Source organism: Rhizobium sp. RU33A (assembly GCF_900156055.1).
GTDB lineage: Bacteria > Pseudomonadota > Alphaproteobacteria > Rhizobiales > Rhizobiaceae > Allorhizobium.
Genome location: NZ_FTMQ01000004.1, coordinates 201,379 through 215,193, shown reverse-complemented (window position 1 = coordinate 215,193; position 13,815 = coordinate 201,379). Strand labels below are relative to the sequence as shown.

At 61.3% G+C, this 13,815-nt stretch carries 15 protein-coding genes; 9 read left to right on the top strand and 6 right to left on the bottom strand.

Annotated elements, in window-relative coordinates:
• Nucleotides 1-156: 156 nt before the first annotated feature.
• Nucleotides 157-792 (bottom strand): TetR family transcriptional regulator C-terminal domain-containing protein, encoded by a 636-nt coding sequence (locus tag BW978_RS16365; protein ID WP_076397112.1) that lies wholly within the window; start codon nucleotides 790-792, stop codon nucleotides 157-159.
• Nucleotides 793-929: 137 nt separating this feature from the next.
• Here BW978_RS16365 and BW978_RS16360 point away from each other — a divergent pair, with 137 nt between their 5' ends.
• Nucleotides 930-2,093 (top strand): M20 aminoacylase family protein, encoded by a 1,164-nt coding sequence (locus tag BW978_RS16360; protein ID WP_175616896.1) that lies wholly within the window; start codon nucleotides 930-932, stop codon nucleotides 2,091-2,093.
• On the opposite strand, the gene BW978_RS16355 is transcribed toward BW978_RS16360, so the two are convergent.
• A complete protein-coding gene (locus BW978_RS16355; protein WP_076396910.1) occupies nucleotides 2,075-2,953 on the bottom strand; it encodes a DMT family transporter in 879 nt (292 codons plus the stop codon). The genes BW978_RS16360 and BW978_RS16355 overlap by 19 nt on opposite strands.
• 199 nt (nucleotides 2,954-3,152) lie before the next feature.
• Here BW978_RS16355 and BW978_RS16350 point away from each other — a divergent pair, with 199 nt between their 5' ends.
• From BW978_RS16350 to BW978_RS16340, 3 genes are all read left to right on the top strand, one after another.
• Nucleotides 3,153-4,346 carry an MFS transporter gene (locus tag BW978_RS16350; protein WP_076396909.1) on the top strand — a complete coding sequence of 398 codons (1,194 nt, stop codon included), beginning with the start codon at nucleotides 3,153-3,155 and terminating at the stop codon, nucleotides 4,344-4,346.
• Between the two features lie 134 nt (nucleotides 4,347-4,480).
• Complete coding sequence (ispG, locus tag BW978_RS16345; RefSeq protein WP_076396908.1) at nucleotides 4,481-5,746, top strand: flavodoxin-dependent (E)-4-hydroxy-3-methylbut-2-enyl-diphosphate synthase; 1,266 nt, start codon at nucleotides 4,481-4,483, stop codon at nucleotides 5,744-5,746.
• A 76-nt stretch (nucleotides 5,747-5,822) separates the two neighbouring features.
• Nucleotides 5,823-6,488: a YiaD family glycine zipper/OmpA-like lipoprotein gene (locus BW978_RS16340; protein ID WP_076396907.1), complete on the top strand. Its 666-nt coding sequence runs from the start codon at nucleotides 5,823-5,825 to the stop codon at nucleotides 6,486-6,488.
• A gap of 54 nt (nucleotides 6,489-6,542) precedes the next feature.
• Here BW978_RS16340 and BW978_RS16335 read toward each other — a convergent pair whose 3' ends face one another.
• From BW978_RS16335 to BW978_RS16325, 3 genes are all read right to left on the bottom strand, one after another.
• Nucleotides 6,543-7,175, bottom strand: coding sequence for a LysE family translocator (locus BW978_RS16335; RefSeq protein WP_076396906.1), 633 nt, complete (start codon nucleotides 7,173-7,175; stop codon nucleotides 6,543-6,545).
• A gap of 62 nt (nucleotides 7,176-7,237) precedes the next feature.
• The gene (gene hisC, locus BW978_RS16330) at nucleotides 7,238-8,293 is read right to left on the bottom strand and encodes a histidinol-phosphate transaminase (RefSeq protein ID WP_076396905.1); all 1,056 of its coding nucleotides are present in this window, start codon (nucleotides 8,291-8,293) and stop codon (nucleotides 7,238-7,240) included.
• 1 nt (nucleotide 8,294) lies between these two features.
• A complete protein-coding gene (locus tag BW978_RS16325; protein ID WP_076396904.1) occupies nucleotides 8,295-9,209 on the bottom strand; it encodes a polyprenyl synthetase family protein in 915 nt (304 codons plus the stop codon).
• Between the two features lie 159 nt (nucleotides 9,210-9,368).
• Between BW978_RS16325 and mtgA the strand changes: the two genes are divergently transcribed.
• The 4 genes from mtgA to BW978_RS16305 all read left to right on the top strand — a co-directional run bounded on the left by mtgA (nucleotide 9,369) and on the right by BW978_RS16305 (nucleotide 11,679).
• Nucleotides 9,369-10,088 carry a monofunctional biosynthetic peptidoglycan transglycosylase gene (mtgA, locus tag BW978_RS16320; protein ID WP_076397110.1) on the top strand — a complete coding sequence of 240 codons (720 nt, stop codon included), beginning with the start codon at nucleotides 9,369-9,371 and terminating at the stop codon, nucleotides 10,086-10,088.
• Between the two features lie 72 nt (nucleotides 10,089-10,160).
• Nucleotides 10,161-10,808, top strand: coding sequence for a glutathione S-transferase family protein (locus tag BW978_RS16315; protein WP_076396903.1), 648 nt, complete (start codon nucleotides 10,161-10,163; stop codon nucleotides 10,806-10,808).
• A 156-nt stretch (nucleotides 10,809-10,964) separates the two neighbouring features.
• On the top strand, nucleotides 10,965-11,150 hold the full coding sequence (gene rpmF / locus BW978_RS16310; protein WP_006724402.1) for a 50S ribosomal protein L32: 186 nt from the start codon (nucleotides 10,965-10,967) through the stop codon (nucleotides 11,148-11,150).
• 133 nt (nucleotides 11,151-11,283) lie between these two features.
• Nucleotides 11,284-11,679 carry a hypothetical protein gene (locus BW978_RS16305; protein ID WP_076396902.1) on the top strand — a complete coding sequence of 132 codons (396 nt, stop codon included), beginning with the start codon at nucleotides 11,284-11,286 and terminating at the stop codon, nucleotides 11,677-11,679.
• A gap of 38 nt (nucleotides 11,680-11,717) precedes the next feature.
• Here the strand turns inward: BW978_RS16305 and phaR are convergent, their stop codons facing one another.
• Entirely contained in the window at nucleotides 11,718-12,296 is a 579-nt protein-coding gene (gene phaR, locus BW978_RS16300; RefSeq protein WP_076396900.1) for a polyhydroxyalkanoate synthesis repressor PhaR, read from the bottom strand.
• A 224-nt stretch (nucleotides 12,297-12,520) separates the two neighbouring features.
• Between phaR and BW978_RS16295 the strand changes: the two genes are divergently transcribed.
• Complete coding sequence (locus tag BW978_RS16295; RefSeq protein ID WP_076396898.1) at nucleotides 12,521-13,702, top strand: acetyl-CoA C-acetyltransferase; 1,182 nt, start codon at nucleotides 12,521-12,523, stop codon at nucleotides 13,700-13,702.
• The last annotated feature ends 113 nt before the right edge of the window (nucleotides 13,703-13,815 follow it).

Genomic DNA, 13,815 nt, shown 5'->3' with positions numbered 1-13,815 from the left:
TGCCTTATTTCAAGCGGCTGGCCAAGGGGCTTGAACGCCGCCGCCGAGGATCGATCAAGCAGGTCGAAACTTCGCGGTTAACGATCTGGCGGTGAGGTTACCAGATCTTCAATGAAGCGGGCACCAAATGCCGGTTTGCGGTGCGGGTCCGATTGCTCAGTTCGTGCCTCTCAACGGCAATCCGCCGAGCATGGCCTCGACGGCGTCCAGTGCGATCTGCGGCAGGCGTCCCTCGTCGAAGAGGTCACTCGCGAGCGAATTCTCAAGCCACAATCCATCGATGAGGCCGTTGATCGCGACCGCGAGATGGCGGACTTCGGAGAAGGGCGGGCTGTGCCGTCGCGCCGCCAAGACGGCTCCGACAAGGTCTTCGAGTATGCCGATGAAGACCATGTAGTTTTCGCGATGGATACGGGCGAGTTCCTCGTCCGATCGCACCCGACCGATGAACGCTGCCCAAAGCGACAGTGCTTTCGGATCGGCAATCGGTGGGCTGACATTGGCAACGATGAAGTCGTGCAGGCGCCGCTGCGGGTTCGCCCCGGCTTCCGCCATGGCATCGACGGCGGAGCCGGTCATTCCTGCCAGCATTTCGCGATAGGCCGCCTGGACCATTTCGTCCTTGCCGGAGAAATAATGACGGATCAAACCGCCGGTCACGCCGGCTCTGGCGGCGATGTCGCGGACGGTCGCGCCTTCCAGGCCATGTTCCGAAACGCTGTCCAAGGTCGCCGCGATCAGATCCTTCCGGCGCTCGGCTTCACCGGCACGCTGGAACGTGCGTCGTGTCATGGTGGTCTCTCCGGCACGGGTAAGGCGGCTTGTTTTCATCAGCCACGGACGCCTTTTTATACGGTTGAACAACTGGCCGGCAAGTGCCACAGTCTGCGCTTTCTTGCTCATGCTCAGACGACCGAAAGGTAATTTCCATGACGATCCACGCGCCCAATGTGATGGCTGAAGTGCTCGCGACGCGGCATCATCTGCATCGGTTTCCGGAGATCGGCCTGTCGGAGTTCAAGACGTCGGATTATGTCGCCAAACAATTGACCGCGCTCGGCTACGAGGTGACGCGAGGGCTTGCCAAGACCGGTATTGTCGCCACCCTCAGAAACGGGTCAAGCGAGCGAAGCGTCGGCATCCGCGCCGACTTCGATGCCCTGCCGATCCTCGAAGAGACCGGCCTTCCCTATGCCAGCGAGATACCGGGTGTGATGCATGCCTGTGGACATGACGGCCATACCGCAATGCTGCTCGGAGCGGCGAAGATCCTGGCCGAACGGCGGAACTTCGACGGTGTCATTCATCTGATCTTCCAGCCGGCCGAAGAGAATTTCGGCGGCGCCCGGATCATGATCGAGGACGGCCTTTTCGATCGCTTCCCTTGCGATGCGGTGTTCGCACTGCATAACGATCCGGAGATACCCTTCGGCCATATCGCGCTCAGGGAAGGGCCGATCATGGCTGCCGTCGACGAGTGCAAGATCACCGTCAACGGTCGCGGCGGTCACGGGGCCGAACCGCAATCGACGGCCGATCCCATTGTCTGCGGTGCCTCTATCGTGATGGCACTGCAGACGATCGTGTCTCGCAACATCCACCCGCTCGATCCGACCGTCATCACCGTCGGCGGGTTCCATGCGGGTGCAGCGAGCAATGTCATTCCGGAGCGGGCGGAGATGGTGCTTTCTATCCGCTCCTTCGATCCCAAGGTCCGCGATCAGCTCGAGCAGCGCATTCGGGCGGTGGCCGAAGGTCAGGCGGCGAGCTACGGCATGGGCGTGACCATCGACTATGAGCGGGGATACGACCCGACCATCAACCACAAGGCGGAAACGGACTTCGTTCGCGATCTCGCGGTGAGCTTTGCGGGACAGGACAAGGTCTATGACCTGCCGCGCCCGATGATGGGGAGCGAGGATTTCGCCTACATGCTCGCCAAGCGTCCGGGCAGCTATTTCTTCCTCGGAACGCAGCGGACACCCAACGATCCGCCTCTGCATCACCCGCGCTATGACTTCAACGATGATATCCTGCCTGTCGGGACCACCCTCTGGGTGGAGCTTGCCGAGCGCTATCTCTCGAGGTCCTGAGCGGGCATTTTGCGCCGCTGGGCAAAGAGAATGATGAGGCCCGCGCCGGCGATCAGTACGGCGCCGGCCCAGACATTCGGTCCCGGAATGTCTCCCCATATCGCGTAGCCAAGCGCGAAGGCCCAGACGAGCGCAGTATATTCCAAGGGTGCAATCACCGAGATCGGCGCGCGGCGCAGTGCCTCGAAAAAGCTCATCTGGCCAAGACCGCCGATGAAGCCGACGGCCAGCAACAGGATCTGCGTCGGACCGCTTGGCGTGGTCCAGGACAGGATGGCCATGGGTGTCGTCAGGGCCAGGAAGAAGACATTCGTCATCGTCATCTGAACCATGCTGCTGGCGCTCTTGCTGGTGGTTCTGAGCAGCGTCGTGGCGATCGCCCAGCAGACGGCGGCGATGAGGGCGAGGTAGACGGGCCAGCCGGTCGCAAGGCCTGTCGGATTGCTGGCGACGACCACACCGACGAAGCCGGTCACGACGGCAATCCAGCTGCTCATGGGAACCCGTTCGCCCAGAATGGGGATGGCGAGCAGGATCGCTGCAATCGGTGCGGCGAAGTAGAGTGTGGTCAGGTCTGCGAGTGGCAGGTGTTTGGCCGCGTTGAAATAACAGAGCCAGGCGGCGAGCAGGAAAAGACTGCGCAGCATCATCGGGCGAAGCGCCGGCGACGTCACCGTCTCCCGGGCGAGCGCGCGGCCACCGAGGATGTAACATCCCAGCAGGATCGCAATGCTGCGGCAAAACAGGATCTGCCAGACAGTTGTCGTTTCCACGAGCAACTTGATCATGGCGTCGTGCATGGCAAAGCACAGGTAGGCGAGGCTGGAGAGGAGAATGCCAGCACCAACTGCTGTTTTCACGGGAGTATCTTTCCGATCAGGCGGCGCAAGCAGGTGGCCGCAAAGCTATCTGTGTCCGGCGATCGCCTGCTTCTGTCAATCCCCGTCCAGCCCTCCGACATTGTTGTCGTGCGAAACAAAAATTTACAGTTGGGACGTGCGGGACATGTTGTCGTTTAAATCGATTTAATTACAGTGCGCCCGACTATGGGAGCAGGACATGAATGACATAGCCCACACCATCACTTCCCCGGCCGCACCAGCGCCGATCGTCACCAGGGAGCGGGCAGCTGTCGCCCTGCTCTTCTTCCTGAATGGCCTCGTCATCGGAGCCTGGGCGCCGAAAATTCCGTTCTTCTCAGAGGCGCTCGGATTGTCGGAGCTGATGCTGGGCGTGATGATCTTCGTCTTCGGCGTGGGGTCGCTGGTGCTGATGCCAATCGCCGGGATTCAGATTGCACGTTTGGGCTCTCGCCGGGTGGTCGAGATCACGACGATCCTGTTCATCCCGACGATCGTTCTGGTAACGCTGGTCGACAATATCTGGACCGGTGCCGTTGCGATCTTCCTGTTCGGTGGCCTGACCGGGGCGATGGACGTCGCGATGAATGCCAATGCGGTCGAGGTCGAGCGCAAGATGCGCCGTTCGATCATGTCCTCCTGTCACGCTTTCTGGAGCCTGGGTGGCCTTTGTGGTGCGGCGACCGGTGGTTTCCTGATTGCCTCGCTCGGTGTCACCGGTCACGTCCTGCTTCTGGCAGCCGTCTGCGTCGTCCTCTTCCTGGTCGCCCGTCCCATGATCCTCTCGGACGCGCCGCATCCGAGTGACGAACCGGCCAAGGCCAAGCTGCCGATGACGCCGCTGCCCTGGCTGATCGGCACGATCGCGCTGTTCTGCATGATCCCTGAGGGCACCGTGCTTGACTGGAGCGCGCTCTATTTGCGCAACGAACTGAATGCCTCGACCGAGATGTCGGGCTTTGCCTTTGCTGCCTTCTCGTTCACCATGGCGGTCTGCCGTTTCGCTGGCGATTTCATCCGTGACCGCTTCGGTGCCGTGAATACACTGCGCTTTTGCGGTGTGGCGGCGATCATCGGGCTCGTCATGGCGGGCCAGTCTTCCAGCGTCACCTTTGCGCTGATCGGTTTTGCCATCACCGGCATCGGCATCTCGAACATGGTGCCGATCGCGTTTTCGGCGGGTGGCAACATTCCGGGGCTTGCTCCGGGCGTCGGCCTCTCCGTGGTCACCACCATGGGCTATTCCGGCATCCTCTTTGCGCCGTCTCTGATCGGCTTAGTGGCCGAGCACACGTCGCTGTCGAGTGTCTACACAGCGATCCCAGCGCTGCTGATCGTTGTGCTTGCGCTTTCCGGGCTTGCGCGCCATGCCGACCGGGCGAGCGGCCATTGACCAGGAACTCGTATGCGGCCGCTCTCAGGCGGCTGCTTGCGCGCGCATGTGATCGCGCATCGGGCGTGTTGCGGTTGACAAGCGAACGGCTTTGATCCACCTCCATGGCGATTGAGGCTTGCAGAGAAACAGCCATGACAGCACCCCTGATCCAGCCCGCCGATGCCTTTGACCCCAAACCGCGCCGTTCGTCGGTCGCGGTCGAAGTGGGTGGCGTCATCATTGGCGGTGGAGCTCCCGTCGTCGTTCAGTCGATGACAAATACAGATACCGCAGACATCGATGCGACCGTTGCCCAGGTTGCTGCCCTTTATAAGGCAGGCTCCGAGGTCGTCCGCATCACCGTCGACCGTGACGAGAGCGCGGCTGCCGTTCCGAAGATCCGCGAGAGACTGCTCAGGCTCGGCATGGACGTGCCGCTGATCGGCGATTTTCATTACATCGGCCACAAGCTGCTCGCCGATCACCCTGGTTGCGCCGAGGCGCTCGCCAAGTATCGCATCAATCCCGGCAATGTCGGCTTCAAGGACAAGAAGGACAAGCAGTTCGCCGAGATCGTCGAGATGGCGATCCGTTACGATAAACCTGTCCGCATTGGGGTGAACTGGGGCTCGCTCGACCAGGAGCTCTTGACCCGGCTTATGGACGAGAACGCGGCCAATGGTTCACCGCTTTCGGCGCGCCAGGTGACGCGTGAGGCGATCGTGCAATCCGCGCTCCTGTCGGCCGAGCTTGCCGAAGAGATCGGTCTGCCCCGTAACCGCATCATTCTCTCGGCCAAGGTCAGCCAGGTGCAGGACCTGATCGCCGTTTATTCGATGCTGGCGGAGCGCTCTAACCATGCCCTGCATCTGGGTCTCACGGAAGCCGGCATGGGCTCGAAGGGCATCGTCGCCTCGTCCGCAGCCATGGGCTATGTTCTGCAGCATGGTATCGGCGATACGATTCGCGTGTCGCTCACCCCGGAACCGAATGGTGATCGGACCCGTGAAGTCCAGGTGGCTCAGGAACTGCTGCAGGTCATGGGTTTCCGCCAGTTCGTGCCGGTCGTCGCCGCATGTCCCGGCTGTGGTCGCACGACCTCGACCGTCTTCCAGGAGCTCGCCCAGAAGATCCAGGACGACCTGCGCAAGAACATGCCGGTCTGGCGTGAAAAGTATCCGGGTGTCGAAGGCCTGAACGTTGCGGTCATGGGCTGTATCGTTAACGGCCCCGGCGAAAGCAAGCATGCCGATATCGGCATTTCGCTTCCGGGCACCGGTGAAAACCCGGCGGCCCCCGTGTTCATTGACGGTGAGAAGGCGATGACCCTGCGCGGTCCGAACATTGCAGCCGATTTCGAGGTGCTGGTGGCTGACTACATCGAGAAGCGCTATGGCCAGAAATCGGCGGCCGAGTGAGCTTGGCGGCCAACTTTTTGTTGCCGCAATTTCACGGTTGACGGATTATCAGCCGAATCCTGGAGGGACACCGAGCATGATCAAGAAGTTCGCCATTCTCGCGCTGTGCGCGACCTATCTGAGTGCCTGCACCACGACTGACCCCTATACGGGCCAGCAGAAGGTGTCCAACACGGCGGGCGGCGCAGCACTCGGTGCTGCCGTTGGCGCGCTCGGTGGCCTTGCTGTCGGCGGTTCTCCCGTCGGACGTCGGAATGCAGCCCTCATCGGTGCGGGTATCGGCGCGCTCGCAGGTGGCGCGATCGGCAACTACATGGACCAGCAGGAATCGGAACTGCGCGCCCAGTTACAGGGCACCGGCATTTCGGTCACCCGCGTCGGCGATCGCATCATCCTGAACATGCCGTCGAACATCACCTTCAACACCGATCAGGATGCGGTCATGCCGCAGTTCTACCCGACCCTGAACTCGGTTGCGATCGTCTTGCGCAAGTTCGACCGGACGCTGATCGATATCAACGGTCACACCGATTCGACCGGCAGCCAGGCCTATAACCAGGGTCTGTCCGAGCGCCGCGCCATGTCGGTTGCAGGTTACCTCAACGGTCAGGGCGTCGATCCGCGGCGTGTGTCGGCTGTCGGCTTCGGTCCGAACCAGCCGGTTGCCTCGAACGCCACTCCGGACGGCCGTGCCCAGAACCGTCGCGTCGAAATCCAGATCTCGCCGCTCACACAGGGCTGATCGGTGATCTGAACACAGGAAAGGCGCCGCAACCCATGCGGCGCCATTTTCGTTTCAGCGGAAGGTCAGCATCTTGACGCCTGCTGTCGCAAACAGGACCGCCAGCGTTCCATCGATGTAACGCCGCGCCGCGCGGTAGATGCGCAGTGCCCCGGGCGTCGAGAACAGCAATGCATAGCCCATGAAGACGATGAAGCCGGTCACGAGGCAGCCGCAGACGATGATCGCAACGGCAACCGGTGTGGCACCGACCGGCAGGCCGAGCGAGATGATGGCCAGCCAGGCAAAGATTGCCTTCGGGTTCGTCAGGTGGATCGCGTAACCCATCAGGAAAGTGCGTTTCAGGCTCGAAGCGGCCTTGATCAGGGAAAGCGGGTCAATGCTGCTCGCGGCGGAGCGGAAGGCGCGCCAGGCGAGGTAAAGCAGGTAGAGCCCGCCGAGGATGCGCATCAGGATCAGTGCCTGTGCATATTGCGACAGGATGGCGGCCAACCCCAATGATGCTGCGATTGCCCAAGTCATAGACCCGCAAAAGATGCCTGCCGCAATCGTCAGGCCATGCCTCCGTCCCTGGCCAAGCGAGGCGGAAGCGATCGCCATGGTGGCCGGGCCCGGGCTCAAGACCGCCACGAGGTAGACGAGATAGGCGGTCACGACCTGAGGCCAGTGTTGCAGGATTTCAGTCACAGGCACGCTCCGGTTCTCACTAAAGTTGCAGGAGCGTAGCGCTTTCCGACGCGGACGACACGTCAGATGATTTGATCGATCGCCTCCAGAAATTGATGGCATTCCTCTGTCGTGCCGATGGTCACGCGGAGGAAATCGGAAATCCGGGGTTTGTTGAAATGCCGAACGAGGACCGCTCGCTCGCGCAGACCTTTTTGCAGATCGGCACCCTGATGCGCCAGATGGCGGGTGAAGACGAAGTTGGTCGATGACGGCAGGACCTCGAAGCCACGGGCCTCGAGCGCCATTGTTACCATGTCGCGGTTGGCGATGATCTTGCCGCGGGCCTCATCGAACCATGCTTCGTCCTCGATCGCTGCCTTGGCGGCGGCCTGGGCCAGCATGTCGACGGGATAGGAGTTGAAGCTGTCCTTCATACGCTCCAACGCTTCGATCAGCGGCCGCTGGCCGAGCGCAAAGCCGACCCGCAGGCCTGCGAGCGAGCGGGACTTCGAGAAGGTCTGCACGACAAGCAGGTTCTCGTAGCGCGGGATCAGCGAAGCTGCCGTCTCTGCGCCGAAATCGACATAGGCCTCGTCGATCACCACCACCTGATTCGGGTGCGAGGCGACCAGCTTTTCGATCTCCGAAAGCGGGAGAGCGATGCCGGTCGGGGCGTTCGGATTGGCAAGAATGATTGCACCGCAAGGGCGGTCGTAATCGCCGATACGCACGCGCAGGCCCTCGTCCAGCGGGATCTCCTCGACCTTGACCTCGAAGAGCCGGGCATAGGTCTTGTAGAAGCTGTAGGTGATGTCGGGATGGAGGAGCGGCGCCTCGTGCTTCAGCAGGCCTGCAAAGGTGAAGGCCAGCACTTCGTCAGAGCCATTGCCGACGAAGACCTCGTCCGTGGTCAGGTCGAAGCGCTTCGCGATGGCCTCGCGCAGGGCCGTGGACGCCGGATCGGGATAAAGGCGCAGACGCTCACCGGAAGTGGCTGCGATCGCGTCCAGCACCTTCTGCGAGGGTCCATAGGGGCTCTCATTGGTGTTGAGCTTGACCAGACCCGGTATCTTCGGCTGTTCGCCGGCGACATAGGGTTCCAGTGCGTGGACGGCGGACGACCAGAAACGGCTCATGCTATTTCTTCCTGTAGGCGATGAAATGGGCTGCTTCCTTGAGCGGTTCGGCCTGTTCGCCGTAGGGCTCAAGGAGGGCGTTGGCTTCGGTGACAAGCCGGTCGAGTTCGGCGCGCGCCCAATCTGTGCCCTTGAGGCCGACCAGCGTCGCCTTGCCCTTGGCCGCGTCCTTGCCGGTTGCCTTGCCAAGGGTTGCGGCATCCGAGGTGATGTCGAGCAGGTCGTCGGCCAGCTGGAAGGCGCGGCCGATGATTTCGCCAAAGCGGCGCAGACGGTCGCGGTCTTCTGCCGGACGACCGGCGATGATGGCGCCTGCCTCACAGGCAAAGCGCAGAAGCGCGCCCGTCTTCATGGCCTGCAGCATCACGATGCCTGCTTCGTCGGGCTGATCCATCTCGGCAGCGAGATCGAGCATCTGGCCGCCGGCCATGCCGCCGATTCCGGCTGCACGTGACAGTTCGAGGACGAGGGCAACCTTGGAAACGTCGGGCAGGGGTGTTTCCGCTGAAGCGATGATGTCGAAGGCATAGGTCAGCAGACCGTCACCGGCGAGGATTGCGGTTGCTTCGTCATACTGTCTGTGAACCGTCGGTTTGCCGCGGCGCAGGTCGTCGTCGTCCATGGCCGGCAGGTCGTCATGGACGAGCGAATAGCTATGCAGGCATTCGAGCGCACAGCCAACCTGAAGGGCGGCCTCTGCGTTTCCGTTGAAGAGGCGTGCCGCCTGCATCACCAGATAAGGCCGAAGACGCTTGCCGCCGTTTAAGGCCCCGTAATGCATGGCCTCGATCAGCCGCCGGGGGCGGGCGATCTCTGCCGAACGCGACTTTGCGTCCAGAAGAAGGTCAAGCCTCGCCTCGACGAGCGTGGCGTGGGCGTTCAGGCTTTTTTCAAAGGCATCGGCGCTCTTGGTCATCGTGGCTATTTGGCACGCTGCCCCTGGTCAGGCAACGGGAAATTGAGCCGGGGAAAGAGGCGGATGCGCGCACCCAGACTGGTCATTTGCCAAGAGGGCGGCTATGAGGGTCCATCATCGATCACGGACCCCACTTCATTGACACTGGAAGTCGAGGCATTGGAGCAAGACGAGAAGTTTGCGCCCGAGCAGAAGCGGCAGCGTCGGCCCCGCATACTCCGGGCGGTGCTGATCGCGGTCTTCGTCTTGCTTGTCGCGCCCTATCTCCTCATTCTTCTCTATCGCCTGGACTTTGTCCGGCCGGTCTCGACGCTGATGCTGGCGGATTTCGCCACCTTGCAGGGCTATGATCGCCGCTGGGTGGACTTCGAAGATATCTCGCCGAATGTCGTTCGGGCGGTGATGATGTCGGAGGACGGCCAGTACTGCAATCACGGCGGGGTGGACTGGACCCAGCTACAGTCCGTGATCGACGACGCAATGGCGGGTGAGGCTACGCGCGGCGCCAGCACGATCCCGATGCAGACGGCGAAGAACCTTTTCCTCTGGAACGGGCGCTCTTTCATTCGCAAGGGCCTCGAACTGCCCCTGGCGCTGGCGCTGGATGCCGCCTGGCCCAAGCAACGGACGATGGAGATTTATCTCAATGTCGCCGAATGGGGTCCGGGTATCTACGGCATCGAAGCGGCTGCGCAGCATCACTTCAAGACGTCGGCCGCGAAGCTCAGTCGCCAGCAGGCGGCCCTTCTCGCCGTCTCCCTCCCAAATCCGATCGATCGTGTCGCGAGCAAGCCGGGGCCGGGTCTGAGGCGTCTGGCCGGGGTCGTCGATCGTCGTGCGCGCGCCTCGGGTGATTACATCACCTGTCTTTATGGCTGAGATCAGAAGCTTTCGTTGGTCGGAACCACTCCCACGCGTCTAGGATCGGTTCTCGACAACGCGGAGTGCGCCATGGACGACCTGATCCTCTATATCGCCAACAAGAACTATTCCTCCTGGTCTTTTCGGCCCTGGATCGCGATGACGGCCGCCGGCATACCGTTTCGCGAAGAACTGATCCTCTTCGGACCGGGTGCCACGCATCCTCAGTTCCGTGAGCTTTCGCCGACGGGCAAGGTGCCTGTGCTGCATCACGGCTCTGTCCGGGTCTGGGAATCGCTCGCCATCATCGAATATGTCGCCGAGCTCTATCCCGATGCCGGGCTCTGGCCTGCGGATCGCGAGAGTCGGACGTATGCCCGCTCCATCTCGATGGAAATGCTATCCGGGTTCCGAGCCTTGCGCAGCGCCTGCCCGATGAACCTGCGGCGGCCCGTGAGGGCGATCCCGTTGCCCGAGGGGGTGGCGGCCGATGTCGCCCGCATCGAGGCGATCTGGCGGGAGATGCGGAAACGGTCGGGCGGGCCCTTCCTGTTCGGCGCCTTTTCCGCGGCGGATGCCATGTTCGCGCCGGTCGTGAATCGCTTTGCAGCCTACGATCTGGTAGGACATGCAGAGACGACCGCCTATATGGATGCCATGCGAGCGCATCCGGCCTGGCGTAGCTGGGAGACGGCGGCACTTGCTGAACCCTGGATCGTGCCCGAAGACGAGGCCTGAGCGGGCCTCGGTTAGATTCGAAAAAAGTGGCCCGGGGTCTGGTCAAACCGACTTCGGGCATGTATAAGCCCGCCAAATTCCGAGTTCGAGACGTGTTCTGTCCGGTCTCATCGAGGCCGAATAAACCCGTCTTGCCCGTCACGTGGAGTAACGAAAATGGCTGTACCAAAAAGAAAAACAAGCCCGTCCAAGCGCGGTATGCGCCGCTCTGCTGACGCGCTGAAGGCATCGACTTATGTCGAAGACAAGAACTCCGGCGAACTGCGCCGCCCGCACCATATCGATCTGAAGACCGGTATGTATCGCGGCCGTCAGGTTCTGACGCCGAAGGAAAGCGCATAATTCCTGCGCTTTGACTGACTAGTTTGAAGGGCCGGCGCTTGCGCCGGCCTTTTCATTTGTCATTTGGCATAGTTAAATTGCGCCGCGCCCGCCGCGGAGCCGGACGGGATCGCAGTGCAAGGAAGGATTCCGGATGCTGATTGCCGTGCCGCTGATGATCGTCCCCTTCATCTTCTACAACGCCGTGATGCTCGGAAGCGGGATTGCCGCTTTCTCGACCGTAATCATGACCGTGCCGATGCTGTCGGGTGCCGTCTGGACGATGACGCTCGGCGATCTCGTCATCCTGTCGGCGCTGATTGCCCTGTTTTTCGAGGTGTTGAAAGCGACGCTGAGTACCCGCGGATCGCTGATGAACCACATGTTTTCCATGGTGGTCTTTATCGGTTTTCTCGTCGAATTCCTGCTCGTGCGCGACGCAGCAACGCAGCTATTCTTCAGCCTGATGGTCATCGCCTTCATCGACGTTGTTGCGGGCTTCACGATTTCCAACCGGGCGGCCGCGCGAAACGTATCGATCGGGCTCTAACCCTGATATGAAAAAGGCCCCTTCCGGGGCCTTGCTCTTCAAAGATTGTCGAGTTTGTTCTGCAGGGTGCGCAACTGCTCCTTCAACTCGTCGATATCCTTGGCTTCCGCCTTCTTGGTTTCCTTGGCTGGCTGCTGGCCACCGAGGAAGGGCGAGAACATCTGCATGGCCTGCTGGAACATCTCGGTGTTGCGCTTGACCTGCTCCTCCATCAACTGGATCGGCATCTGCAGGTTCTTGGACAGCGGATGGTCACCGAAGGCCTTGGTCATCTGCTCGCGCATCTGGGTCTGCTGTTCGGTGAAGGCTTTCATCGAATGTTCGAGGAAGCTCGGGACGACCATCTGCATCTGATCGCCATAGTAGCTGATGAGCTGGCGCAGGAAGGAGATCGGCAGCAAGGTATTGCCGGTCTTGGATTCCTGCTCGAAGATGATCTGGGTCAGGACGGAATGCGTGATGTCGTCACCGGACTTGGCGTCCTGCACCACGAAATCCTCGCCCTTCTTCACCATCTTGGCGAGGTCCTCAAGGGTGACGTAGGTGCTGGTCCCGGTATTGTAGAGGCGTCGATTGGCGTACTTCTTGATAACGATTTCGCCATCGGCTTTGGCCATTTCTGTCTCCTAACCCGTCGTTTTTCGATTGTTTTTGCTCTTCCCGAAGTCAAGTGTAAGCGCAAATTCAGTCCGGTGACAATCTCTTTGTGCGATGCAGGATCGGCATTTGACGAAAGACAGGAAAGCGCAACCAAAGAACGAGAATGCCGGGCTTATCTTGTTTGACACCGGCGACAGTCTTTGTCAGTTTCTCCTCAATCATAAAACCCGAGGAGACCTCCATGAGCACCCCGTCCATCGTTATCGCGAGCGCTGCCAGAACCCCGGTCGGATCTTTCAACGGGGCGTTGTCATCCGTCGCAGCGCATGATCTAGGCGCCATCGCCATCAAGGCCGTACTGGAGCGCGCCGGCGTGGAGGCGGGTGAAGTCGACGAAGTCATTCTCGGGCAGATCCTTACCGCAGGGCAGGGCCAGAACCCGGCTCGCCAGGCAGCGATGAAAGCCGGTATTCCGCAGGAGGCGACGGCCTGGGGTCTCAATCAGCTCTGCGGTTCCGGCTTGCGTGCCGTCGCCATCGGCATGCAGCAGATCGCGACAGGCGACGCGAAGATCATCATCGCCGGCGGGCAGGAATCGATGTCGATGGCGCCGCACTGCGCGCACCTGCGTAACGGCACCAAGATGGGCGACCTGAAGATGGTCGACACCATGATCAAGGACGGCCTTACCGATGCCTTCTACGGATATCACATGGGCACGACCGCGGAAAATGTTGCCCGGCAGTGGCAGTTGACCCGCGACGAACAGGACGCCTTTGCGGTCGCTTCGCAGAACAAGGCGGAGGCCGCCCAGGTTGCCGGCCGTTTCAAGGACGAAATCGTTCCTGTCATCGTGCCCAGCCGCAAGGGCGACGTCACTGTCGATCAGGATGAGTACATCCGCATCGGTGCGACGCTCGAAAGCATGCAGAAGCTGAAACCCGCCTTCGACAAGGAAGGCACGGTCACCGCCGGCAACGCATCCGGTATCAATGATGGTGCGGCGGCCGCCCTGCTGATGACCGAGGCTGAGGCTTCGCGTCGTGGTATCGCGCCGCTCGCCCGTGTCGTCTCTTGGGCGACCGCAGGTGTCGATCCGAAGATCATGGGCACTGGCCCAATCCCGGCGTCGCGCAAGGCGCTTGAGAAAGCCGGCTGGAAGATCACCGATCTCGATCTGGTCGAAGCCAACGAAGCCTTTGCTGCACAGGCCTGCGCCGTGAACAAGGATCTCGGCTGGGATACCTCGATCGTCAACGTCAATGGTGGCGCGATCGCGATCGGCCATCCGGTCGGCGCGTCCGGCGCCCGTATCCTCAACACGCTGCTGTTCGAGATGAAGCGTCGCGGCGCCAAGAAGGGCCTCGCCACGCTGTGCATCGGCGGTGGCATGGGTGTTGCCATGTGCCTCGAGGCATTCTGATCCGGCCTCTTCGAATGGTGGCCGTTCGCCCTTGACCCGACGAATTTCCGTCCCGGCTCTTGGCCGGGAGGGGCAAGTCATGCCGTTGCGACGGGAACGCGACGGTGATCCAG

Coding starts and splice junctions, on each gene's coding strand:
- BW978_RS16365 (WP_076397112.1), bottom strand. CDS start 792: ATGACACGACGCACGTTCCAGCGTGCCGGTGAAGCCGAGCGCCGGAAG.
- BW978_RS16360 (WP_175616896.1), top strand. CDS start 930: ATGACGATCCACGCGCCCAATGTGATGGCTGAAGTGCTCGCGACGCGG.
- BW978_RS16350 (WP_076396909.1), top strand. CDS start 3,153: ATGAATGACATAGCCCACACCATCACTTCCCCGGCCGCACCAGCGCCG.
- ispG (WP_076396908.1), top strand. CDS start 4,481: ATGACAGCACCCCTGATCCAGCCCGCCGATGCCTTTGACCCCAAACCG.
- BW978_RS16340 (WP_076396907.1), top strand. CDS start 5,823: ATGATCAAGAAGTTCGCCATTCTCGCGCTGTGCGCGACCTATCTGAGT.
- hisC (WP_076396905.1), bottom strand. CDS start 8,293: ATGAGCCGTTTCTGGTCGTCCGCCGTCCACGCACTGGAACCCTATGTC.
- BW978_RS16325 (WP_076396904.1), bottom strand. CDS start 9,209: ATGACCAAGAGCGCCGATGCCTTTGAAAAAAGCCTGAACGCCCACGCC.
- BW978_RS16315 (WP_076396903.1), top strand. CDS start 10,161: ATGGACGACCTGATCCTCTATATCGCCAACAAGAACTATTCCTCCTGG.
- rpmF (WP_006724402.1), top strand. CDS start 10,965: ATGGCTGTACCAAAAAGAAAAACAAGCCCGTCCAAGCGCGGTATGCGC.
- BW978_RS16305 (WP_076396902.1), top strand. CDS start 11,284: ATGCTGATTGCCGTGCCGCTGATGATCGTCCCCTTCATCTTCTACAAC.
- phaR (WP_076396900.1), bottom strand. CDS start 12,296: ATGGCCAAAGCCGATGGCGAAATCGTTATCAAGAAGTACGCCAATCGA.
- BW978_RS16295 (WP_076396898.1), top strand. CDS start 12,521: ATGAGCACCCCGTCCATCGTTATCGCGAGCGCTGCCAGAACCCCGGTC.